19 protein-coding genes, 1 tRNA gene and 1 pseudogene are annotated in these 22,678 nt (G+C 68.5%); 11 read left to right on the forward strand and 10 right to left on the reverse strand.

All coding sequences use genetic code 11. From position 1 onward, the window contains the following. Positions 1-2,350 (reverse strand): annotated as a pseudogene (locus JWQ92_RS04340) (AAA family ATPase); the annotation flags it as partial. Between the two features lie 154 nt (positions 2,351-2,504). Further along, a complete protein-coding gene (locus JWQ92_RS04345; RefSeq protein WP_297343233.1) occupies positions 2,505-3,566 on the reverse strand; it encodes a ScyD/ScyE family protein in 1,062 nt (353 codons plus the stop codon). A 214-nt stretch (positions 3,567-3,780) separates the two neighbouring features. Between JWQ92_RS04345 and JWQ92_RS04350 the strand changes: the two genes are divergently transcribed. Next, complete coding sequence (locus JWQ92_RS04350; RefSeq protein WP_297343234.1) at positions 3,781-4,455, forward strand: helix-turn-helix transcriptional regulator; 675 nt, start codon at positions 3,781-3,783, stop codon at positions 4,453-4,455. A gap of 6 nt (positions 4,456-4,461) precedes the next feature. On the opposite strand, the gene JWQ92_RS04355 is transcribed toward JWQ92_RS04350, so the two are convergent. Beyond that, the gene (locus tag JWQ92_RS04355; RefSeq protein WP_297343235.1) at positions 4,462-4,818 is read right to left on the reverse strand and encodes a DUF4440 domain-containing protein; all 357 of its coding nucleotides are present in this window, start codon (positions 4,816-4,818) and stop codon (positions 4,462-4,464) included. A 50-nt stretch (positions 4,819-4,868) separates the two neighbouring features. Here JWQ92_RS04355 and JWQ92_RS04360 point away from each other — a divergent pair. Continuing rightward, a tRNA-Arg gene (locus JWQ92_RS04360) sits at positions 4,869-4,940 on the forward strand. 367 nt (positions 4,941-5,307) lie between these two features. Here JWQ92_RS04360 and JWQ92_RS04365 read toward each other — a convergent pair. The 7 genes from JWQ92_RS04365 to JWQ92_RS04395 all read right to left on the reverse strand — a co-directional run bounded on the left by JWQ92_RS04365 (position 5,308) and on the right by JWQ92_RS04395 (position 12,997). Beyond that, positions 5,308-6,168, reverse strand: a complete 861-nt coding sequence (locus JWQ92_RS04365; protein ID WP_297343236.1) for a TIM barrel protein — start codon at positions 6,166-6,168, stop codon at positions 5,308-5,310. Between the two features lie 18 nt (positions 6,169-6,186). Further along, a complete protein-coding gene (locus tag JWQ92_RS04370; protein ID WP_297343237.1) occupies positions 6,187-7,137 on the reverse strand; it encodes a zinc-binding dehydrogenase in 951 nt (316 codons plus the stop codon). A gap of 583 nt (positions 7,138-7,720) precedes the next feature. Then, positions 7,721-8,518 carry a hypothetical protein gene (locus tag JWQ92_RS04375; protein ID WP_297343238.1) on the reverse strand — a complete coding sequence of 266 codons (798 nt, stop codon included), beginning with the start codon at positions 8,516-8,518 and terminating at the stop codon, positions 7,721-7,723. A gap of 153 nt (positions 8,519-8,671) precedes the next feature. After that, on the reverse strand, positions 8,672-9,499 hold the full coding sequence (locus JWQ92_RS04380) for a carbohydrate ABC transporter permease (protein WP_297343239.1): 828 nt from the start codon (positions 9,497-9,499) through the stop codon (positions 8,672-8,674). 131 nt (positions 9,500-9,630) lie between these two features. Beyond that, on the reverse strand, positions 9,631-10,530 hold the full coding sequence (locus tag JWQ92_RS04385) for a carbohydrate ABC transporter permease (protein WP_297343240.1): 900 nt from the start codon (positions 10,528-10,530) through the stop codon (positions 9,631-9,633). 76 nt (positions 10,531-10,606) lie between these two features. Then, positions 10,607-11,869 carry an ABC transporter substrate-binding protein gene (locus tag JWQ92_RS04390; protein WP_297343241.1) on the reverse strand — a complete coding sequence of 421 codons (1,263 nt, stop codon included), beginning with the start codon at positions 11,867-11,869 and terminating at the stop codon, positions 10,607-10,609. A gap of 414 nt (positions 11,870-12,283) precedes the next feature. Next, the gene (locus JWQ92_RS04395; protein ID WP_297343242.1) at positions 12,284-12,997 is read right to left on the reverse strand and encodes a GntR family transcriptional regulator; all 714 of its coding nucleotides are present in this window, start codon (positions 12,995-12,997) and stop codon (positions 12,284-12,286) included. 218 nt (positions 12,998-13,215) lie between these two features. Here JWQ92_RS04395 and JWQ92_RS04400 point away from each other — a divergent pair, with 218 nt between their 5' ends. From JWQ92_RS04400 to JWQ92_RS04440, 9 genes are all read left to right on the forward strand, one after another. Continuing rightward, the gene (locus JWQ92_RS04400) at positions 13,216-14,145 is read left to right on the forward strand and encodes an NAD(P)-dependent oxidoreductase (RefSeq protein ID WP_297343243.1); all 930 of its coding nucleotides are present in this window, start codon (positions 13,216-13,218) and stop codon (positions 14,143-14,145) included. Then, the gene (locus JWQ92_RS04405; RefSeq protein WP_297343244.1) at positions 14,145-15,362 is read left to right on the forward strand and encodes a CaiB/BaiF CoA-transferase family protein; all 1,218 of its coding nucleotides are present in this window, start codon (positions 14,145-14,147) and stop codon (positions 15,360-15,362) included. The genes JWQ92_RS04400 and JWQ92_RS04405 overlap by 1 nt, the downstream gene beginning before the upstream one ends. Beyond that, positions 15,359-16,177, forward strand: a complete 819-nt coding sequence (locus tag JWQ92_RS04410; protein ID WP_297343245.1) for an enoyl-CoA hydratase — start codon at positions 15,359-15,361, stop codon at positions 16,175-16,177. The genes JWQ92_RS04405 and JWQ92_RS04410 overlap by 4 nt, the downstream gene beginning before the upstream one ends. 2 nt (positions 16,178-16,179) lie before the next feature. Then, positions 16,180-17,073 (forward strand): amidohydrolase, encoded by an 894-nt coding sequence (locus JWQ92_RS04415; RefSeq protein WP_297343246.1) that lies wholly within the window; start codon positions 16,180-16,182, stop codon positions 17,071-17,073. Between the two features lie 58 nt (positions 17,074-17,131). Then, positions 17,132-17,878: an RraA family protein gene (locus JWQ92_RS04420; protein ID WP_297343247.1), complete on the forward strand. Its 747-nt coding sequence runs from the start codon at positions 17,132-17,134 to the stop codon at positions 17,876-17,878. 83 nt (positions 17,879-17,961) lie between these two features. Further along, complete coding sequence (locus JWQ92_RS04425) at positions 17,962-19,170, forward strand: fumarylacetoacetate hydrolase family protein (RefSeq protein WP_297343248.1); 1,209 nt, start codon at positions 17,962-17,964, stop codon at positions 19,168-19,170. Continuing rightward, positions 19,167-20,123 carry a C-terminal binding protein gene (locus JWQ92_RS04430; RefSeq protein ID WP_297343249.1) on the forward strand — a complete coding sequence of 319 codons (957 nt, stop codon included), beginning with the start codon at positions 19,167-19,169 and terminating at the stop codon, positions 20,121-20,123. Before JWQ92_RS04425 ends, JWQ92_RS04430 begins: the two co-directional genes overlap by 4 nt. Positions 20,124-20,125: 2 nt before the next feature. Continuing rightward, positions 20,126-21,613: an aldehyde dehydrogenase (NADP(+)) gene (locus tag JWQ92_RS04435; RefSeq protein ID WP_297343250.1), complete on the forward strand. Its 1,488-nt coding sequence runs from the start codon at positions 20,126-20,128 to the stop codon at positions 21,611-21,613. Then, a complete protein-coding gene (locus tag JWQ92_RS04440) occupies positions 21,613-22,455 on the forward strand; it encodes a CoA ester lyase (RefSeq protein ID WP_297343251.1) in 843 nt (280 codons plus the stop codon). Before JWQ92_RS04435 ends, JWQ92_RS04440 begins: the two co-directional genes overlap by 1 nt. Positions 22,456-22,678 lie beyond the last annotated feature (223 nt).

Raw genomic sequence — 22,678 nt, forward strand, 5'->3', positions numbered from 1 at the left:
CGTCCGCGAGCTGCCAGGCGAGCCGCTTCGCGTTGGACTTCTGATGCGCCTCGTCCACGAGCCGGAAGTCCTGCTCGAGCCGGTCGAGCACGGAGGTGTTCGCACCGAGCAGCGCCGGGTCCTCGGCGAGCAGCCGCTCGAGCACGCTCTTCCACCACGCGAGCTCGAGCTCGACACCGACGTGCTCCGGCGCGACGTGCCGGCCCGCGAGGTCGTCGAGCAGCGGTGCGAGGTCCTGCTCGCGCAGCTTCGCCATGATCGCGGTGCGGTCCTGGAGGTTGTGCAGCACCTCGGAGTCGGCGGCGAGCGCCCGCAGCCGGTCGGGCAACACGTCGACGGGCACCTGCAGCAGGCTGTCCGGGGTGTTCCAGGTGCCGAGCGGCTCGTCGAGCGCGGCGAGGTCGCCCGCGGCGCTCTGGAACTCGGTCCACAGGTCGGTGATGCCGCTCGGCACGTCGGGCGTCACGCCGCTCGTGACGAAGCGCTGGTGCAGCACGCGCTGCTGCTGGATGCGCACGAGCCAGTCGTGCAGGTCGGCGACGTGCACGCCGGGGCGCACGTACTCCTTCGCGAGCTTCTTCAGACGCCGCCGGTTCACGCTCGACATCTCGCGGGCGTCGCGGCGCGTGCCGGTGGCGACGATCAGCTCACCGAGGGAGCGGTCGAAGACGGCCGGCTGGAACTTGTCCAGCGTCTCCCGGATGTCCAGCAGCAGCCTCAGGTAGATGCCGAGCTCGGAGAGCGTGGTGAAGGGGCGCAGCCGAGTGCTCGCGATCACGTCCGTGGCGCGACCCAGCAGGCGGGGCACGTCGCTCGTGGCGAGCCGCTTGGCGAGCATGTGCGCGTGCTGGGCGGCCTCGGCGCTGGTGAAGCTCGCTCCGTACCAGGGCGAGTCGCCCGGCCCGTACCGGAACTCCCCCAGCGCGGCGGCGCGCTGCAGCGTCGCCTGCACCTGCGCCCGGTCCATCGCGAGCGCTTCCATGGCCCGGGTGGAGAGCCGGGCCGTGGTGGCGGGCGGATTCGGCAGCAGGGCGAGGCGCGCGAGCTCGCCGAGCGCATCGAGCACGCTCACCCGCAGGTGCGGGTCGTGGCGCGCGAGGGCCGAGCGGTAGTCGAGCAGCACCGACCGCAGCCGCACGAGCGCGTCGTCGACCTCGCCCGTCTCCGGCGGCGCGGACTTCTCGTTGCGGGTGATCGAGTGGACGAGGTCCCGGCGGATGCTGCGGGGCGAGACGGCGGTGCCGCCGAGGCCCGCGTCCGCGAGCCGCCCGGCGACCGCACGGAGCGTCGCGTGCCGCGGGCTGACCACGAGGACGCGCTTGTGCTGCGCCATGAGGGCACCGAGCGCGTTGACGATCGTCTGGGTGGCGCCGGTGCCGGGCAGCGTGTGCACGGCGAGCGAGTCGCCCGCGGCGATCTGCGCGACCACCTGCTCCTGCTCGGGGTCGGCGTCGAGCACGGCGAGGTCGCCGGCCGGGGGCCGCTCGTCCTGGCCGACCAGCTCGATCCGCTCGACCGCCTGCGCGAGGCGCGCGACGGCGGTGGGGTTGCCCGCGACCGCGTCGATGACCGGATGCTGCATGTCCCTGGCGTCGGCGAGCAGCGCGGGGCCGACCTCGGCGAACGACGAGATGAGCAGGCGGGGCTGCACGCTGAACCGCTGCAGGTGCGCGGTCAGCTCACGCAGCCGGTCGATCACCGGCTGCGGCTTGAACGCGCCGGCCTGCAGCGCGAGGGCGACGAAGGCCTGAGGATCGAGGCGGATGCCGTACTGCTCCTGCATCGCCCGGACCAGGCCCGGGTTCAGCTGGAGCGCCCCCTTGAGGCGCAGCTCGAAGTCGCGGCCGTACCGCCGGATGGCGAGCGGCCGCAGCAGGACGGGCCCCCGGAAGTCCTGCTTCTCGAACCGCCACTCCGCCAGCCCGATCGCGAGATGCATCGCATCGATGCCGCGCGTCGCGGCGAGCTCGACGGCTTTGGCCGTGAGCGTCGAGGCGGCCGTGCTGGCGACCTTGAAGGCGATGTCGTCACGGATGAGGTTCGACAGCAGCGTGGTCTTGCCGGTGATGAACTGCGCGAGGCCCGAGGGGTGGGTCGTGGACAGCTCGATCCGGGTGCGCGCCGAGTCCTCGAAGTGCAGCAGCGGCGTGGGACCGCCGAGCAGCCCGAGCTCGTCGCGCCACCCCTCCCAGGCCGGGGCCGCGATGTTGACGGGCACGAAGTGGTGGTCGCCGACGGTCACGGCCTGCGGGCCGGTGTGAGCCGGGGTCGGCGAGGTCGACGACGGGATCCGCAGCACTTCCGTGTCCGCGGTCTCCTCCTCGGTCTCCCCGTTCTCGGCACGCCACACGCTGCCACTGTATGCAGCGCTCGACCCTCGTTCGGGTGACGCGCCGGGGAGCCGCCGCGTGGTTCACGAATCCGCGGCGTGGCGGGCGCAGGCGTGCGGCGCGGGCCGGGAGACTGTGCCGCTTCCCGGCCCGCGCCGCATGTCCTGCCGCTGATCAGCCGAATCGGACGATCGTGCCCGGGCCGGTTCCGCCCGTCACCGCAGGAGCGGTCGAGGCGTAGAGATGGCCGTTCGCCCACTCGAGCCCGGCGACACCGGCGAGCGTCGCGACGGTCCGGGGACCGCCGTCATGCACCTCCGCGATCGTGCCGGCGAAGAGCTGCGCGACGTAGATGTGACCACCCGGCGTGACGGCGAGGTTCGTCGCCCCGAGGAACCCGGTGGCGATCCGGTACGCGCAGCCGTGGCTGAGCTTCCAGACGCTGCCGCTCGGTCCAGGAGCCGCGGAGAGCGTCGTCACGAACAGCTGGCCGTGCGGGCCGACCTCGACGTCGGTCGGCACCGGTTCGAACCGGTAGGTGACCCCGGCGCAGTCCTTGACGCCGTTCGCGGTGGCGATCGCGGCCGTGATCTTCACGGGCTGCGCAGGCAGCACGGCGAGCACCGACACGTGGCCCCACCGGTCGACCTTCAGCACATCGTTGCCGCCGGCGTCGGACACGGCCCACGAGCCCTGACCGAGCGAGGTGACGGCGTACGGGTGCGAGTCGTACTTCCCGCGGTAGGTGGACGTCTGCAGCCCGACCTTGCCCATCTCGGTCTTGCACGTCGTGCTGACGCTTCCGGCGTTCGGGAGGCCGTACACGTTGCGCTTGTCGGGGTTGTGCCACTTCTCGAACGTGGAGAGGCTCACGACCTTCTTGTGCCCCTCGCTGAGGATCGTCAGCCGCGTGTCCTTGTGGTCCGCCGTCGTGGTCGTGTAGGCGACCGCGTCGTCGGTCGCGGCGACACCGGCGAGATCACCGCTCGCCTCCGGGTTCGAGCTCGCCGCCGGCCCGGTGGCGATCGGCGCCGTCCGGCCCACCTTGAACAGCTTCGAGAGCGCGGAATCGGCGACGTAGATCCGATTCCCCGAGACCGCGAACTGCAGGGGGCCGACGTAGGCGGCCGAGATCTGGTGGACCGACCCGAGGGCGGCGGTGTCCGCGGACGCCGGGAGCGCCCCGAACCCCGCGACCGTTGCGATGCCGACGCCCACCGCTGCTGCGGCCGCCATCGTTCGCCTCGACAGAACTGTCATGAGCTTCCTTGCCTGTGCCGGGGCGTGCCCCGGTGGCGCACCCACTCGCTCCACCGTCGCGCGTCGGGGCCCATCGGCGCATGCCGGAAAACACGCACTTCCCCCCGGGAACCGGGGAAGCCGGGAGCGCCCTTCGGGAGTACATTCCGGACTCGGCGGACCCATCGCGGCGGACGCCGGAGGGCGCGACATGCGGACCACGATCGATCGGCACGCAGCGGTGATCGACGACACCCGCCTGGATCGGGCCGACCTCCGGTCGGTGCTGGCGGCGGTGCTGGCGATCCACGCACTCGAGGATCCGAGGCGTTTCCCCGACGTCCTCCTGCAGGAGTGCGAGCAGCTCCTGCCTGCGGACCACATCGACGGCGGCGAGCTGCGCGCCGCCTGGGCGGATCGGTCGGCCAGCGACCACCGCCGCACGAGCCTGCTGAGCCCCGCGCGCTCGTCGTGGGCCCGCGAGCCGAGGACGTCGGTCGGCGGCCACCGCCTGGACCTGCTCGCCACGGCGAGCCGCCGCGTCTTCGCGATCGTGCTCGAGCGCTACGCGGAGCCGTTCGGCCCGCGCTGCCTCGCGATCGCCGACGCGCTGCAGCCGCATCTGGGCCCGGCCTTCGACCACGCGCGACTCCGGGCCGCCGAGTGGGGAGTGGGGGACGCCATGCGCGGCCTGACGGTGCGGGAGCAGGAGGTGCTCGCGCTCGTCGCCGACGGGCGCACCAACCGGGACATCGGCATGGCGCTCTTCATCGAGCCCCGGACCGTGGAGAAGCACGTCGAGCACATCCGCACGAAGCTCGGCGCAAGAAGCCGGGCCGACGCCGCCGCGAAGTGGGCGCGCGGCGTGGCGGTGCCCATCGGCTGAGGCCGGTCAGACGGGCGTGCCCTGGTGGAAGCGGAGGCGCCAGACGGCACCGTCCCTGATCCAGAGCGAGCTGCGGTTCGCCGCGAGCACGCCTTCGTCGTACCGCACGCGGCTCACGTACGTCGCCAGGGCCACGCCCGGCGCCGGTTCCGTGACCGCGAAGCCGGGCAGGGGCAGCTCCGCCTCGAACGCTCCCGGTTCGACGACGAGGCTCGCGGCCAGGTCGTAGACCCGGCCGGACCGTCCGAACTCGAGGAACTCCGGGTGGAGCACCCGCCGCATCCAGGCCTCGTCGTACCGGGTCTGGGGCCGCCAGAGCGACTCCTCGAGCTCCTGCAGCCGGCGCGCTGCGTCCTTCTCCACCTCCGGTGCCCCTTCCGTCGCCCGCCCTACACTGTCCCAGTCCGCCGCACGCCTCTGTAGCTCAATGGAAGAGCAGTTCCGTCCTAAGGAAACGGTTGGGGGTTCGAATCCCTCCAGGGGCACTCGGTTCTCGGGTCCAAGAGGCCCGGAATTAGGCGGATCACCGTCGGTTGCCAAGGGGGAGGGGCGCGGCCCGATCCCGAGGCCGTGCCGAGGCGGCCCGGCCAGGCGAAGAAGCTCGCTTGGTGGTGAACCCGCGCTTCGTGGTCGTCGATCGGTGCGGTTTCCGGAGCTGCACCTTCTACTGGCGCCCCGCCGCGGCCTCGTGCTACTCGATGCTCCCCATCGTCCGGGACCATTTACGAGCGCCATTTCGACGGGGCCCGGACGAGCCAGGTCCCCAGAGTCGGGTATTCAGTTACTTGTGGCTCGACCAACAGAAGGGCGCATCGGCATCCGCCGCAGCGCCGCCGATCACGCGGCCAACTGTTATGTCGATGCCAGGCTCACGACGATGGGCCGGATGTAATCATCTGCCGCCTTCAACTCCGCGCTCAACCTGTCCATCGACCAGCCGCGGGTACCGTGACATTTGAGGCTTACAGCACCGGTGTAGCCGAGACGGTGCAGTGTGCCAAGCAACACGGCATGGTCCAGGGTCCCGTCTGGCCGGGGCAGTTGCTGGTCGCCCGGGCCGAAATCGAGACCATCGAGACCCCGGCGGTAGCGGCGGTCGATGTCCCACAGGTAGTAGTAGAAGAGCCGCTTGCGCTCGGCGAGGAACGCGAGCACCTCGCTGATGGTCTCCTGCATTACCCACAGATGCGGCGGAGCCACGCAAACTCCAAGGAACGGGTCGTCGATATCGTGGATGAGCCGCTTTATCTGGGCGAGGCTGTCAACTCCCTCATCCCACCGATTGTCCTCGTTCGCGCCATTTTCGAAGTCTGCAGAGAACGGTACGGTCAGGTGGTTCTCCACGGCGATCCGCACCCCTCGCCGTCGCCCGGCGTCGACGATCGGGGGCAGGAACTTCGAGACGAAGTCGGCGTAGTTCGCCTCACAGTCGAAAATCAACGTGTCGATCCCGAGTTCAGCGGCGAAGTCGATCCGTTCGAGAATCTCCTGCTGGTTCTTCCCGTAGGCCGTCAGGCCACACGGCTTTATGCCATAGGTGTCCAAGGTCCGCAGGATCGAGGACACGTCATCCCCCGGGTTCACGTGATGTCCGAGCGGCGCGGCTGAGGACCACAGATTGACCTCCTCGAAGCCCATCTCGGCGAGGTCGCGGACCGCCGCCTCGAACGGCATGTCGTGGTAGGGCAGGATTTCTGCGGTGTAGCGAAACATGCTGGGGATCCTTTTCTGCTACCAGACGAAGACGGCCTTGTCCGTCTCCCGCCGATCGAAGGCGGAGAACGCGTGCTCGGCATCCTCAATTGAGAACTCGTGACTGATGAGGTCTTCGACGGCAACCGAACGGTCCAGGACAAAGCGCACGATTTCGTCCCACTCACCCCGGGGGAAGTACCAGCCGCCGATCACCGTCAGCATCTTCCTGATGATCTGGTCGCTCGGGTTGATCTCGGTCTTGCGGGACTCCCCCACGAAGGCGACGCTACCTAGCTTCGCAGCGACGTCCAGGGCGGTGTTCTGACCGACCGGGTTCCCTGAGCATTCGATGACGACGTCGGCGCCCCGGCCGCCGGTCAACTCCGCGATCCGAGCGACGGGGTCGACCCTTGCGCTGTTAACCAGTTCCGTGGCACCCAAACTCGATGCCTGCTCGAGGCGGGAGTCGAGGACGTCCACCGCCATGACGCGCGCTCCGAGCGCGTTGCTGATGAGGACGGCAGCGGCCCCCATCGGCCCCAGGCCGACCACTGCGACGGTGTGCCGCGCGGACACCCCCAGCCGCTTCTGGGTGTGGTACTGGGTACCCACCATGTCCGTCAGAACAGCTCCTGCACGGAAGGAAATCGCATCCGGCAGCGGGAGACAGTTCGCTTCCGGGAGCACGAAAAAGTCCGCGTCCCCGCCGTCGATGTCGAACCCAAAGCACTTCCAGCCCGGGTCGAGCATCGGTAGCCCGACCGCTGCGAAGCCGGCACGCTGCTCGCTGACGGCCAGATAACCGGCCACGCGGTCGCCGACCTGGACGCCCTGCACGGCGGACCCAACCTCAACGACCACCCCGGCGGCCTCGTGGCCCGGTACAACGAGGGGGGCATCCGCTGCGTGCTCGCCGACGACGGGGTTGCCGTAGTAGATGCTCATGTCGCTGCGGCAGATCGCACTCGCCGCGGTCTTCACGAGCACGTCATGGGCTCCAGGACTCGGAACGGGTCGGTCAATGACCGCGACCCGCTTGTCGCCTGGCAGGACAACAGCACGCATTTTGAGCTCCTTCTTTGTCACTTCCCGGAACCAAAGGTGGGTCCGGAGGCCCCGGGTCCGCGAAACGTGACGGCCAGGACGAGAATCGGGCGACGATGAGGATCGCAGCGACCCTGATGCTGTGCCAGTCGGTGCCGTGCATTCCGGCGAACGCCTGCAGGCCCCCGAGGTCGCCTTCGCGCCGGCACGTGGAAGGAGGCGTAGGGGTCATGAGGACCGGGTATGTGTCGGTCGCCCTAGATCTCCCGCGAATATGAAGATCGGGATGACCGCGACAGCAGGCGGGAACATGTGGGTGGGTAGCATCCAGGTGGTGATCCGTTTCCGAAGGCCGCCCATGGAAAGCGCGTAGGCGGGCGCCACCGCGAAAGTGCTGTGGAGGCGAGGCTGACGATTGCGCTGTGCATAAGGGGCTGACCGGAGCCCTCCGATGGTTCCGCGTCGCGGGCCATCCCCGAGGCGGAGTTGCCGGTCCCGGGGGAGCTCGTGCGGCTGCCCGTCCCCGCTAGGACCACATGGGCGTGAAGCGCTCCTCGTCATAGACGGGCTGCGTCCACAGCATGGCGCCGTGCTCGGCCTGGGCCTCGACCCGGACGTACAACTCCGATCCATCGAGCGTGTAGCCGGCCGAGTCACCCGAACTCTCTTGCAGCACAGCGCCGTTCTCGCCGACGAAACGGAAGCGCACCGGCCCCAGCGTCGATTTTCCGCCGTTCACTGCGAGGTTCAGCTCCAGCCCGTCGAGTTCGAACCCCTCGAGTCGGAGCCCGGTCGAGGCGTAGAACCGCCCCTCGGTCACTGCGGCCTTCACGCCTGTGAACGTCGGCTCGCAATGAACCATGTTCCAGGCTCGGTCGAGATTCGGCCACACATGGAAGTCGTCGTTCCCGAACCCCCAGACCAGCTTGCCCTGGCTGAGGAACTCGTCCCAGACGTCCGTAGCCAGGCCCGAACCGGCGAAGCCGCGGAAGATGGCCGGGTTCATGATCTCGATACCCACATAACCGCTGAGCGAGTCGAGATGCGACCTGGGCATCGCCATCGGGAGGCCGGGCTCGCTCTCCCAGTGCGGATGGGCCACGACGCTGAACCCGCCTTGTCGAGCCACTTGATCGATGATCTCCTGAGGGCTGCCCTGCAGGACCGAGTCCACACCGACGCAGAGGATCCCGTCCTCCTCGATGTACTCCATGCCGTCGATCGTGCAGATGCCGGACGCTGCGGCGATCTTCTCCGTGTGGATGAACTCACCCTGCGTCAGCACGGCGACGACGTCGTAGCCGGCCTCCTTGTACTTCTCCACCACTGCGGAGGCTCCGTACGGGCCACCCGACGCATCCGGGAACGCGTGCACGTGGAAATTGCTCTTCGACCAGCCCGATCCGAACGAATCGGCGCCTGCGTAGGGGTTTCGGTAGACCAACCCTGTTCACATCCTTTCGAGTTCGCGTGCCTGCTACTTCACGCTGCCGGTGGCCATGCCTGCGGCGATCTGCTTCCGGAACAAGGGGAAGAGCACCAGCATCGGGAGCACGGAGAGCAAGGAGCCGGTCACGAGTTGCGAGTAGGGCGGCTGCCCCAACGCGCTGGCCGCGCTCGTCAGGGACAGCCAGTTGTTCAGCCCCAGCGTCAGCGGGAACTTGGACGGGTCGTTCAGGACAAGCAGCGGCAGGAAAAAGTTGTTCCAGGAGGCGATGAACGAGATCAGCAGGTACGTCACGACGCCCGGCTGGATGATGGGGAGTGCAATCCGGAAGAAGATGCGCCAGTCGCCCGCGCCGTCCACGCGCCCCGCATCGATGAGCTCTTCCGGCATCGCCTCCCGGATGTAGGTGTAGAGGAAGTACGCCCCGAACGCGTTCGGCAGCCCTGGCAGGATGACGCCGACGTAGCTGTTGACCAGTCCGACCTTGGTCAGCAGCAGGAATGTCGGCACGGCCAACGCGGCTGCCGGTACCACCAGCGAGCAGATGATGCTGGTCGAGATGATCCGCTGACCGCGGAACCGGTACTTCGCGAGGGCGTATCCGGCCAGGGCGCAAATCAGCGTGCTGCCGAGCGCAGTGGCTCCTGAATAGATGACCGAGTTCCCGTACCAGCTCCAGAAGTAGCCGCTGTTGTAGGTCGAGAGTTCCGCGATGTTCTGGAAGAGCTGGAAGTGCGCGAGCGTGAAGGCGCCGGAACCGAACAGATCGGAGGTGGACTTCGTCGCCGCGAGGAGGAGCCAGACCAGTGGGAGCAGGAAGTACGCGGCCAGGATCGCCATGATCAGGGTGGCGACCACGCTGGCGATCCTCGGCCGCCGTCGCCCGCGGGCGGGCGACACGGCCACCGCGTCTCCCTGTCGTCTCGCCCCCGGGATACCTGCCGCAGCCTTCCCGTCCGCCAGGGACGCGCCCTCGGTCGTCGTCATAGTCAAACCCCCCTTGGCGCCACGGAGGCTGCCGGAGTCGGGGCCGGTCGACTGGCCCGTCTGCTCGCTCGCAGCTCTCGCCGTTCCCTGCGGCTCTCCCCCGAGGTCACGAAGAAGAACACCACCGAGACGACAAGCGTGACGAGGGCGAGGATGAACGACAGCGTTGCGGCGTAGTTCAGGTTGCCGTACGTGAACGCCTGGTTGTACGCGTAGAGGTTGGGCGTGTAGCTCGCGGAGACGTTCGCGAGGTTGTGCAGCAGGAACGGCTCGTTGAAGAGCTGCATCGCTCCGATCACGGAGAGTATCGCCGTGAACAGGATCATCGGCCGCAGTGCGGGCACCTTGACCCGGATGGCGAGTTGGAACTCGTTGCAGCCGTCCAGTTTTGCCGCCTCGTACATTTCGCGTGGCAGTGCCGTCAGCGCGGAGAAGTAGAGCGTCATGAAGTAGCCAGCAGCGGACCATGTGACGATGTTGGCGATCAGGAGCACCAGGTTGCCGCCGGCGAGCAGGTTCACCTGCTTGCCCCCGTTCAGCGGGGCCAGGACCTGCAGCAACGGGTTGAGTTGCGGGGAGTAGAGAAACCCCCACATGATCGTCGCGATCACCCCAGGGACCGCGAACGGCATGAAATTCGTCAAGCGGAAGAACGCCGACCCGCGCACCAAGGAGCTGTCCAGCAACAAGGCCATCACGAGGCCGAGCAGAAGGGCAGTGACGGCCTGCACGATGGCGAACGCGAACACGGTCCCGAGGGATCCCCAGAACGCCTGGTCGCCCAGCGCTGTGACGTAGTTGTTGAGGCCGACGAACTGGTCTTGACCGGCAAGGCGTCCTTGCAGGCTCAGCACGAACGCATTCACCAACGGATAGACGAAGAATGCCACGAAGAGCAGCACGAACGGCGCCACCATAAGGTATGGGGCCTTGCTCCTTGGACCCACGTCGCCCCCTCAGATCTCGGCTCGGGCGCGGTCAAGCAACCTTGTAGCCCTGCTGCTTCGCCGTCTGGACGACACTTGCCTGCACGTTCGCCAGGGCCTGGTTGTAGGTGATCTTTCCCGTCACGGCGTCCTGCATCTGCGCCTGCAGCTGCCCGTACGCGTACTGGGTCCACGGGCTCCACTGGAACATCGACTTCTCCAGCGTCGGGATGATGGTGCTGACGAGTTGGTTCTCTTTCTGGCCCCCGAGCACCGGCATCCCGGACGTGAACGCCGCGGTGTTCGCGAAGTCCTTCGACGCGCAGTAAAGACCTCCCGCCGTACCGTGCGACTCGAGGGCGGTCTTGTTCGTCCCGAGCCAGGTGGCGAACTGCGCGGCGGCGGCCGGGTTCTTGCACTGGTCGGTCACCGCGAACGACAAGCCACCCCACATGCTCTGCAGCGGGTTGGAGGCGTCCCACTGCGGCATCACGGCGGCCTTCCACTTGTAGCCAGCCTTCTTCAGGTAGGGCCCGATCTCGTAGGTCGGCGACCAGATCGCGCCGACATCAGTGGCATAGACGCCGTTCGCGATCGAATTGCCCCAGGCCGGGGTGAAGTCGGTGTCGACCTTCACGTAGCCGGCCTTGATGAGATCTCCCCAGAAGTTCATGACCTGCTTGGCCGCAGTGCTCGTGAAGTCGATCTTCCACGTCCCGTTGCCCTGGTCCTCGAACGGTGTTGCGCCCCCCTGCCACAGCATGCCCATCATGCGACCACCGTTGTTCGGAGCGAAGAAGGTCATGTACTTGCTCGGATCCGCCTCGTGCAGAGTCTTCGCGGCGCTGGCGAAGTCCGTCCACGTGGTCGGGACGGGGATCGAGTGCTTCTGCAACGTGTCGGGGCGGTAGAGCAGCATCATCGGATCCAAGTCGATCGGCGCGCCCCAGATCTTGCCCTGGTACGTGACCATCCGTTTGGTGAAGTCAGGGAAGCCCGCCATGTACTTCTTGACGTACGAGGTCATGTCAACGATGTGTCCCTCGCTGGCGAACTGGGGCAGCTCCTGGTACTCGATCTGCAGGACATCCGCAGCGCCGGATCCCGCTCGCAGTGCCGCCCCGTACTTCGTGTACGCGGGGGTGCCTCCGGGAACCTGCGTGAACTGGATCTTGACGTTCGGGTACTGCTTCTCGTAAGCCTTGGCGAGAGCAGGCGCATTGCTCAGCCACGACCACCATGTCAACGTCACCGGTCCGTCACCGGCCTTCGCGCCACCCGCGGGACTGCTGCACGCGGCCAGCGCGGCAGTCAAGCCGAGCGCACCGACTCCCCCGAGGAATTGCCGCCGGCCGATCGCCCGGTGCCTGAATCCACTGCCGTTGGTCATCATTGATCCCGTCTGCCGGGCGGCGCCAGCGCGCGTCCGACTAGCGTGTGAATGGAACGCCGTACCCGATCCCAGGGGGCAGCGCGAGTACCTCTTCTGCAGCCGGCACGGATCTGGACCTCGCTGTGTCAGATCCCCGGTGGCGCCGGGTGACTGGGGGCCCTCGTGGAGCCCGGTTCCCGATTGACTATTGTCTACCACATACAGGCGGACCCTGGAAGCCCGATGCGCAGTGCCGCCTCCCCCACTTCCCGCGCACCCCGCGACCATCCCGGCCGCACCAGGCCGACGCTCCGTGCCCGGGCACGCGCGCGTCGCTCCCCCCTCGGGCGCTCCGAACTAGTCCGCTCCGGCCACCCTCCGCTGAGGCACCTTCATGTCCTCGAAGGAGCGCTCGCCGTGGGCAGCGAGTTCTTTGAGGGCGAGGTCCTTGTCGCCCTGCTTGACCACGTGGAGCAGCTGCTCATGCCGTGCAACGTGCTGCTCCAGGTCCTCGTAGTACCGCTCCCTCGCGATCAGGTTCCGCGCCATGCAGAGCAGGAGCTGCTGCTGCACCGCGGCGTACGCCTCCTTCAGGCGACGGTGGTGAGCGATGCCGACGAGCGCGAAGTGGAACGCGTAGCCGGCCTGCACGAGCGAGCCTCGATCCTGCTCCCGCGCGCACCGCTTCATCTCTTCCAGCGCGCGCTCCGCGGGCCTGAGCAGCGCATCGTCGTCGACGGGTATGCCCAGGTCGAAGGCCATCCGCTCAAGCGCCGAACGCAAGGTGAGGATCTCGTAGATGTCGGCTTCGGTCATGGTCGCCACGAACGTGCCCCTGCGCGGGAGCGTGACGATCAGCCCCTCGGTCTCGAGCGTCCGGAAGGCCTCCCGCAGCGGAGGCCGGCTGATCGCCAGCTCCTCGGTCAGGCGTTCTTCGAGCAGCCGCTCCCCTTCGGCGTACTCCCCTGACAGGATCCGTCGTCGGATCGCATCGGCGGCCAGCACGACCAGGCTCGGAGCGTGGATGCCATCGGCCGCTCGATCGCCGAGCGCAGCGGGATCGCTGGTCACTAGCTGCCTCGTCTCTCGCGCCACACCCGACGTCCTGTCGCCGACAAAGTTAGCCGACGACATCGCGGACCACACGGGTCTCCTGCGCCATGGCCGTCGGGAGCCCTGTCGCGTCGGCTTGCCAGGCGCACAGCGATCCTGTAGACAATATGCACTGCTGTGCGACGTCCATCCGGCCTACCGCTCGGTGCGTACGACTCGACGTTGAGGGGGTGGCCATGTCGCTGGACGCAAGGCGCTCGACAGTCGCCGTCATCGGGCTGGGGAACCTCGGACTCGCGATGGCGACCAATCTCGCCGCCCGAGGCTGGAACGTGTCCGGGCTGGACAGCTCCGCATCACGGATGGCGCTTCTCCGGGAGGCCGGCGGGTCTGCGACTGCACCTGACCGCCTCCACGGCTTCGACGCCCTCTGCTTCGTCGTCCCCGACGACTCGGCGATCCGAGAGGTGCTCACGGGCACCCCGGCCCTGCTGACTCGGCTCGGCCCGGAGCAGATCGTCCTCGTCCACAGCACGGTGCTGCCCGCCCGGGTGCGCGACCTCGCGGGCCTGGTGAAGCGCACGGGCGCGGGATTCCTGGACGTTCCCGTCAGCGGCGGGGCCGAGCGGGCGGGCCGGGGAGAGCTGACCGTCTTCGCCGGCGGCGACGAGGAGGATCTCCGTACCGCCGCGGCGCTGCTCGACGCCGTCGGCCGCGAGGTGTTCCACCTCGGGCCCGTCGGCGCCGGCGCAGCCACCAAGCTCGCGAATCAACTCGTCATGTTCGGAGCGCTCTCGAGCCTCTACGAGGCCCTCACGCTCACCGAAGCCAACGGCGTCGCGGAGTCCGACGTCCTGCGAGCCCTGGCGACCGGAACCGCGGACACGTGGGTCGGCCGCAACTGGGGATTCTTCGACCGGACCGCGGATGACTACAACCGAGCCGGCGTCCCGCAGGAGTCACGGCCCTGGCGGAAGGACCTCGAGGAGATCGCGGTCGCTGCTCGCGACAGCGATCTCGAGCTGCCCCTCGCCGAATTGATCCGAGTCACCGTCGCGGACGAGGTCGAGTCACGGGCCGCCGAGTACCGCTCGAAACAGGACTCCGGCCATGCCCCGGATCCCAGACCCGGCCCGGGCCGGACCAGCAACAGGAACGAGACGTGATGCCCGACGACACCGACACACCCACGCTCGAGCCACGATCGGGCGCGCTGCAGGGCATCCGCGTGCTCGATCTGACCCAGGTCATGTCGGGGCCGTTCTGCACGATGATCCTCGCCGACCTCGGCGCCGACGTGATCAAGATCGAGAACCCCGATCACGGCGACCAGACCCGGAAGTCGTGGGGGTACTCCGTCATCGGGGAGGACAGCCGAGCATTCCTCTCGCTCAACCGCAACAAGCGCAGCGCGACCATCGATCTGAAGAGCGACGACGGCGTCAACGCATTCCTCGCCCTGGCGCGCACCGCAGACGTGGTCATCGAGAACTTCCGGCCCGGAGTCGCAGACCGCCTCGGGGTGGGGTATCCCCAGGTCCGGGACGTCAATCCCTCGATCGTCTACGCCAGCATCTCCGGCTTCGGTCAGACGGGCCCGTACGCCGAATACCCGGGATACGACCTGATCGCTCAGGCGATGACCGGGATCATGAGCGTCACCGGCGAGCCGGGGGGCCCTCCCATGAAATCGGCCATCCCCGTGGCCGACCTCGGATCCGGTCTGTTCTGCGCAATCGGCATCCTCGCCGCCCTCCGTGCCCGGGACATCACGGGCGAGGGGCAATATCTCGAGACCTCGTTGTTCGAGTCCGCGCTCGCACTCTCCGTCTGGGAGTCCACCGAGTTCTGGTCGACCGGGAAGAGCCCCGAGCCGCTGGGGTCGGCCAACCGGATGTCCGCCCCGTACCAGGCGTTGGCGACTCGGGACGGCTACGTCACGATCGGGGCGAACAACGAGAAGCTCTGGCGGAAGCTCTGTACGGTTCTTCGGGCCCCCCAGCTGCTCAAGGACCTCCGTTTCGCGGACAACAACGCGCGCATGGCGAACCGGGCGGTCCTCGTCGACCAGCTCGAGCAGATCTTCCGCACGCGCACCACGGATGAATGGGTCACCGCCCTGCTTGTCGAGGGGGTGCCGGCGGGGCCCATCCGGAACTACGGCCAGGTGCTCGTGGACGACCCGCACGTCAAGGCACGCCACATGGTCGAGCATTTCGACCACCCCGTCGAGGGCCGTACGGCGGTACTCGCGTCGCCGTTGAAGCTGTCGGGCACGCCGGTGGCGATGAAGTCGCCACCACCCCTCCTCGGGCAGCACACCGAGGAGGTCTTCGCCGAACTCGCGGTCGAGGGCGGGGCGCCCAACGCCCTCACCTCGTGACCCCTCCTCAACGGCCGGCGACCCAGGACGTCGAGCAGGGCCCTGATCGGGTCTCGATGAAGCTGCACGACGGTGTCGCCTGGATCACGCTGTCCAACCCCGGCAAGCGCAACTCGTTCACCTGGCGCATGTACGACCAGTTGGCCGCCATCGCCGATGACCTCGCGGGCCGCGACGATCTGAGCGCCGTCGTGTTCCGGGGCGATCCGGAGGACGGATTCGCTGCCGGCACCGACATCCGCCAGTTCTCCTCCTTCACCTCGGCTGAGGACGGCGTGCAGTACGAGAGGCGCGTCGCGGCGGTGGTGCAGAAGCTCCTCGGCATCCCGGTGCCCACGATCGCGCTCGTCGAGGGCGCCGCGGTCGGAGCGGGCCTCGTCGTCGTCCTCTGCTGCGACATCGTGGTCGCGGAGCGGGGAGCGCGGTTCGGCGCTCCGATCGCGCGGACCTTGGGCAACTGCCTCCCAGCGGCCGTGATCGCGCGCCTCAGATCGAGGGTCGGCGTCAACATGGCCGCAGGCATGCTGCTCGCGGCCGCACTCGTCCCCGCAGAGGCGCTGACTGCGGTCGGTTTCGTGTTCGAGCTCGTCGAGCCGGGCGGTCTCCCCGACGCCGCGGAGAACCTGCTCCGCCGTATTCGGATGTCGGCGCCGCTGTCCGTGCGATCACTCAAGCAGCTGCTGCGTCGGGTGGAGGACAGCGCCCCGGCCGTTCCCGACGAGGACCTGCTGGCCCTCTGCTACGGAAGCGGCGACTTCCACGAGGGCGTCCTGGCCTTCTTGGCGGACCGGCGTCCCCACTGGACCGGAAGGTGACCATGACCAAGGTGATCGACGCGCACCACCACTTCTGGCGGACGGCGGAGCAGGAACAGCCATGGCGGCAGGCTTCCCACACGCGCCTCGAGCGCGACTTCGAACCTGGCGACCTCACACCCGAGTTGGACGGCGCCGGCGTCGGTTCCACGGTACTGATGCAGTCCGTCGACGAGCCCGCCGAGAACCAGCGCCTCGCGGCGTACGCCGGCGATCCGCGGATCGCCGGCGTCGTCGCGTGGCTTCCCCTGCGGGACACCGCGGCCGCGCGGGCCGAGCTCGCCGCCCTGCGCATCCCGAAACTCGTCGGCGTCCGGTGCCTCGTGGCAAGGGACCCGATGGAATGGCTCAGCTCCCCGTCGTCGGTGGCGCTGTTCCAGGAGATCGCGGACCGTCGCCTCGTATGGGACGTAGTGCCCATCACCCTCGAGCAGACCCGGGCGGTCCTCGAGCTCGCGAAGCGGGTTCCGACCCTGCGGATCGTCGTGGATCACCTCGGCCGGCCCCCGCTGGAGAACCAGGGCTGGGAGCCCTGGGCATCCCACGTCCGAGAGCTGGCGAGTTGCCCCAACGTCGCCCTGAAGGTGTCCGTCGGGATCGACGCGTTGACCGCCTGGAGCGGGTGGGATCCATCGGTGCTCGAGCCCTACGTCCGGTTCGTCACCGAGGCCTTCGGACCCCGGCGGCTGATGCTCGCCAGCAACTGGCCGGTGATCCTGCTCCGCACCACGTATCACCAGGCGTGGACGGACTTGTCCCGACTCGTCTTCGACCTGCTCGAGGACCAGGAGGACCGGGAGGCGGTGCTCGGCGGCACGGCCGAGCGCTGGTACCGGCTCGGCGCGGCCGCAGAAGACCTGCAGCGCGAGGAGGTGGCGATCGCACCGACGATCTGACCAAGCCGACCGGTACCACCAGCCCAACTCAGCCCGACCCGTGAAGGACTCACACCACATGACCCAGACCTATGAGAAGGCCGACCCCAACATCCTCGGCAGCCTCTACCAACCCCTCCGTGTCGTCGACGTCGTCGACGCTCTCGACGGCATCGGCTACTTCAACGTCGGTCTGATGGATAAGGAGGTCCGCCCGATCTGGCTCGGCATGCGCTTCTGGGGTGAAGCCGTCACGATCCGCTGCGTCCCTTCCAACAAGCCGATGTGGAAGCTCGACTCCACCCAGGACATCGTGGAGGCGCACCGCATCTGGTTCGAGAAGAACCCGCCCGCCGGGCTGCCGAAAGACCTGAATCCGGGCCACGTCATCGTCATGGACGCCGGCGGCGGCCCGGAGGTCGGCTACTGGGGTTCCGAGAACGCCATGGGGGCGGTGCTCGACGGTGCGGTGGGCATCGTCACAGACGGCTACTGCCGCGACACGGCCGAGGTCGCCAACCAGCGCACGCCGATCGTCGCGCGTCACCGTGGCCGCACCATCATCCCCGGCCGGATCGAGGCGATCGAGACGCAGACGACCATCGCCTGCGGTGGAGTCCAGGTCAACCCCGGCGACATCGTCGGAGCGGACGACGACGGTGTCGTGGTCGTGCCGGCGGTCGTGGCCCAGGAGGTCGCCGTCCACGCCCGCGCGATCCTGCTCGCCGACATGCGTGCCCGCGCGGCGAAGTACGAACGGCTCGGGCTCGCGAGCGACAGCACGGTGGACGTCTCGGCGATCGAGGCGTACTTCGCCGACGTATGAACTCGGGCCTGCTCTCCCACTGCTGCGGTAGTGGGAGAGCAGGTCGGAACTATCGCTCCCACCCCCGAGAGAAGGCCTCACCGATGAGCCAGTCGCCCGACACCACCCGAATCCTGCCCGACGATGCCGAGCACGCCGTGCTGGTCGGGCGCGTCTTCGACCCGGACGATCACGGACCGAGTGTCGTGGCCCACCGCGGGGATCGCCTCGTCGACGTCACCCATCTCGCGCCGACCGTCGCCGAGTTGTTCGAGCGGCCCGATCTGCTCGACGTTGTTCGCAGTGCGGCGGGCCGGCGCTCCTGGGCGACATCCGAGGTGCTCGCCAATACCGTGAGCCGCTCCGGGACCGGCCCGCGGCTCCTCGCGCCGATCGACCTGCAGGTCATCAAGGCCGCCGGTGTCACCTTCGCTCGGAGCATGATCGAGCGTGTCATCGAGGAGCGTGCTGCGGGTGACCCACACCGGGCCGAAGCCGTGCGCGCCCGAATCGACGGCGCGATCGGCGGAGCGATCTCCGGCGTCCGCCCGGGCTCCCCCGAGGCGGAGCGGGTAAAGCAGATCTTGATCGCCGAAGGGCTTTGGTCACAGTATCTGGAGGTCGGTATCGGGCCGGATCCCGAGATCTTCTCCAAGGCTCCGGTGCTGTCCGCCGTCGGTCCTGGAGCGTCGATCGGAGTCCTCGCCCGGTCCACCTGGAACAATCCGGAACCGGAAGTCGTCCTGGCCGTCACCTCGACCGGCCGGATCGTCGGCGCCACCCTCGGGAACGATGTGAACCTCCGCGACTTCGAAGGCCGCAGCGCGCTCCTCCTGACGGAAGCGAAGGACAACAACGGGTCCTGCGCCCTCGGACCGTTCGTGCGGCTGTTCGATTCGACGTTCGACCTCGACGTGGTCCGAGAGCTCGTCGTCGACCTGGCGGTGCGCGGCGAGGACGGCTTCGTGCTGCGGGAGCACAGCTCGATGAGCGAGATGAGCCGCGGGTTGGAGGACCTCGTCCGCCACACGATCGGCCCACACCATCAGTACCCGGACGGATTCGTCCTGTTCACCGGCACGTTGTTCGCCCCCACGCAGGACCGCGACGCGCCCGGCATGGGCTTCACGCACCACCTCGGCGACGTGGTCGAGATCTCCACACCCCGACTCGGGCGCTTGATCAACACCGTCACGACGGCTGAGGACGCGCCCGAGTGGACCTTCGGAATCAGGGACCTGTGGGCGAACCTGCTCCAGCGAGGACTGCTGCAGGCCGCGTCGCCGTCACTGCCGGCGCGAGCGGCACGATGACCGGGCAGGTCGTCGTCACGGATCAGACGTTCGGGAACGTCGCCCGGGAACGCGCCCTCGCCGAACGGTTGGGCCTCTCCTTCGCCGAGTACCAGTGCCGCACCGAGGACGAGACGGTGGGGGCCGTGTCCGGAGCGCAGATCGTCTTCGTGAACTTCGCCCCGATCACGAGGAAGGTCCTCGCCTCCTTGGCCTCCGGCGCCTTGGTCGTCCGCTACGGGATCGGGTTCGACAACGTCGACACGCAGGCAGCCAGGGAGCTCGGCGTGCGCGTGTCCAACATCCCCGACTACGGCGTGGCCACCGTCGCCGACCACACCGTGGCGCTCCTCCTCACCTTGCTGCGTCGGGTGACCGCCTTCGATCACGCCGTTCACGTCCGCGGCTGGCTGAACGCCGGCGACCTCGGGTCACTCCGCGGCTTCGCGGAGACCACGGTCGGTCTGGTGGGCAGCGGCAGGATCGGCCGGGCCGTCATCGATCGGCTCAAGCCGTTCGGCTTCCGGGTCGTCGTGCACGACCCGTACGTCCACCCGGACGAGCTCACGGCCCTCGGCGCGGAGCCGACGGAGTTGGACGACCTGCTCGCCCACTCGCACGCCATCTCGCTGCACGTGCCCTTGATGGACAGCACCCATCACCTCCTCGACATGCGCGCCCTGCAACGAGTACGACCGGACGCAGTGATCGTGAACACAGCGCGTGGTGGTCTCATCGACGAGAGCGAGCTCGTCGCGTCACTCGTCGGCGGCCGGCTCCGCGGAGCGGCCCTCGATGTCGTCGAGCACGAGCCCCTCCCGCTGGACTCGCCACTCCGCGACGCACCGAACCTGATTCTGACCCCGCACGCGGCGTTCTTCTCCGACGAGTCCCTCGCGGCGCTCCAGCGAATGGCGACGGAAGAGGCCGAGCGGGCCCTGACCGGCGGAACGCTTCGAAGCCAGGTGGTGTGAGCGTGACGGACAGCACCCGGCGGATCGGAACCCCCGTGGTGGACTCGGGGGGCGCCACGATGCACGACCGCATCGAGCGTGCGCATCATGCCTTCGAGTTGAGCCGCCGGGCCACGCCGGCCGATCGTCAGAGGTGGCTCGAAGCGATCGCTGATGGACTCGACGCCGACGCCGAGGAACTGATCACGCTGGCTCGGCACGAGTCCCGTCTCCCCGAAGCGCGCCTTCGGGGTGAGCTGATCAGGACCGCCTTCCAGCTCCGCCTGCTGGGAGCCGAGGCGAAGCGCGGAGAGCCGCTGGACCCGACGATCGACCACGCGGACCGCGACTGGGGTATGGGGCCGAGACCCGACATCCGCCGCGTCAACCAGCCGCTCGGTGTGGTCGCGGTGTTCGGCGCCTCCAACTTCCCGTTCGCCTTCTCGGTGATCGGGGGCGATTCCGCGGCCGCGCTCGCCGCGGGATGCAGCGTCGTGCACAAGGCCCACAGCGCCCACCCCCGGCTTGCACGGCGGACCGCGGAGACCGTCATCGAGGCCCTCCGCCTCGCCCGCGCGCCCGACGGCCTCTTCGCTCTCGTGTCCGGGTTCCGGATCGGGGAAGCGCTGGTCGAACACCCGCTCGTTCAGGCCGTCGCGTTCACCGGCTCGACCCGGGGTGGACGCGCGCTCTTCGATCGCATCGCCGGCCGCCCGCAACCGATCCCGTTCTTCGGCGAGCTCGGCAGCACCAATCCGGTGTTCGTCGCACCGGCGGCTTGGGCGGCGCGCAGGGAGGAGATCGTCCGCGGCTTCCTCGCGTCGGTCACGGGCAGTGTCGGCCAGCTCTGCACGAAGCCGGGCTTCTTGATCGTGCCGAGGGATCCGTCGATCGCCGCTCCGCTCACCTCGGCCGGAGCCGATCTGACGGCCGGCGAGATGCTCACGCCGCACCTCCGCGACGCCTTCCGGACATCCGTCGCGGACTTCCACCGCCTTCCGGCATCCCGCGTCCTGCTCGATGCACAATCACGCCTCGACGACGCGGAGGCGGCCACCCTGTTCGCGATCACGGCCGAGGCCCTCCTGGCCGAGCCGGAGATCCTCCAGAGGGAGATGTTCGGGCCGGCCAGCGTCGTGGTGGAGTACAGCCATCCCGGCCAGCTGATCGAACTGGCGAAGGCGGTCGATGGGCAACTCACCGCCGGCATCCACGCCGATGCCGAGGACGATGTTCACGACCTCGCTCGGGTCCTCGCCGAGAAGGCCGGGCGACTGGTCTGGAACGCATGGCCGACCGGCGTGACCGTCAGCTACGCCCAGCAGCACGGGGGCCCCTACCCCGCCACGACCGCGTCAGGGACCACCTCGGTCGGGACAGGCGCCGTTCGCCGGTTCCTGCGTCCGGTCGCCTATCAGGGTTTCCCGGAGACCGAGCTGCCCGAACCGCTGCGAGAGAGCAACCCTTGGGGCCTGAGACGCCGCATCGACGGAGAGTGGGTCGATCCGTGATGGCGGCGGCCGCCCTCGGACGTCGTCGCTGGGTGCCGCCGGATCTGGCCCGGTCCTGGCTGCTCGTTCCCGCCACTGCCATCGAAGGATGCCAATCCGCGGACGCCGACCAGGTGATCCTCGACCTCGAAGACGGCGTCGATCCAGGCAAGAAGGAAGCTGCCCGACAGGCGGTCGCCACATTTCTCGCCGATGGAGGGGCGGCCTGGGTCCGAATCAACCCGAGGTCCACCAGCCACTGGCGCCGCGACCTGGAGAGCCTCCGCGACGCGACGGGCGTGAAGGGCATCGTTCTCGCCAAGACGGAATCGCCCGACGAGGTCAGCGAGACGTCGGACATGCTCGAGGGTGTCCGAGTCATTCCCCTCATCGAATCGGCCGTCGGTATCGAGTCGTCGATCGCGATCGCGACAACCCGCGGATCCTTCCGACTCGCGTTCGGGAGCGGCGACTACCGGCGAGACACCGGGACCGGCTCGAGCGACATGGCGCTGGTCTATCCGCGGTCTCGCCTCGTGACCGCGAGCAGGATCGGGAACCTTTCCGGGCCGATCGACGGCCCTGCGACCAGCCGGAGTCGTCTCGAGAGCGAGACCCGGAGCGCCCAGGACCTGGGCATGACCGGCAAACTGTGCGTGCGCCCGCTCGACGCTCTCACCATCAACTCCGCACTGAGCCCGACTCCCGTGGAAGTCGCCTGGGCCGACGACGTCCTCGCCGAATTCGACGAGTCAGGAGGGGTCGTCCGCGATGGGAGCGATCCGCCCCGTCTCGGGCGCGCGGCGAAGATCCAGCGTCTCGCAAGTGCGTACCAGGTCATCCCGGGTTCGGACTCCCCCTGAGCGGGAGCACCAGATCCCAATGGTCGTCGAACGACGGTCGATCCGCCGATCGGTCTCGCCGTGGACCAGGTCGACGACGCCCGGCGAGCGCCCTCGCGGCCCTCCCGCTGCTGCCCAAGCGACAGGCCGCCCGGTGCGAAGGCGCCGAACATGACCACACTTTGACAACACTCGTTCGTCAGAACCGGGGGTCACGCCAGCTCCCAGGATGCGGCGCACAGTG

This window comes from Amnibacterium sp. (assembly GCF_025463795.1).
In the GTDB taxonomy this organism is placed as follows: domain Bacteria; phylum Actinomycetota; class Actinomycetes; order Actinomycetales; family Microbacteriaceae; genus Amnibacterium.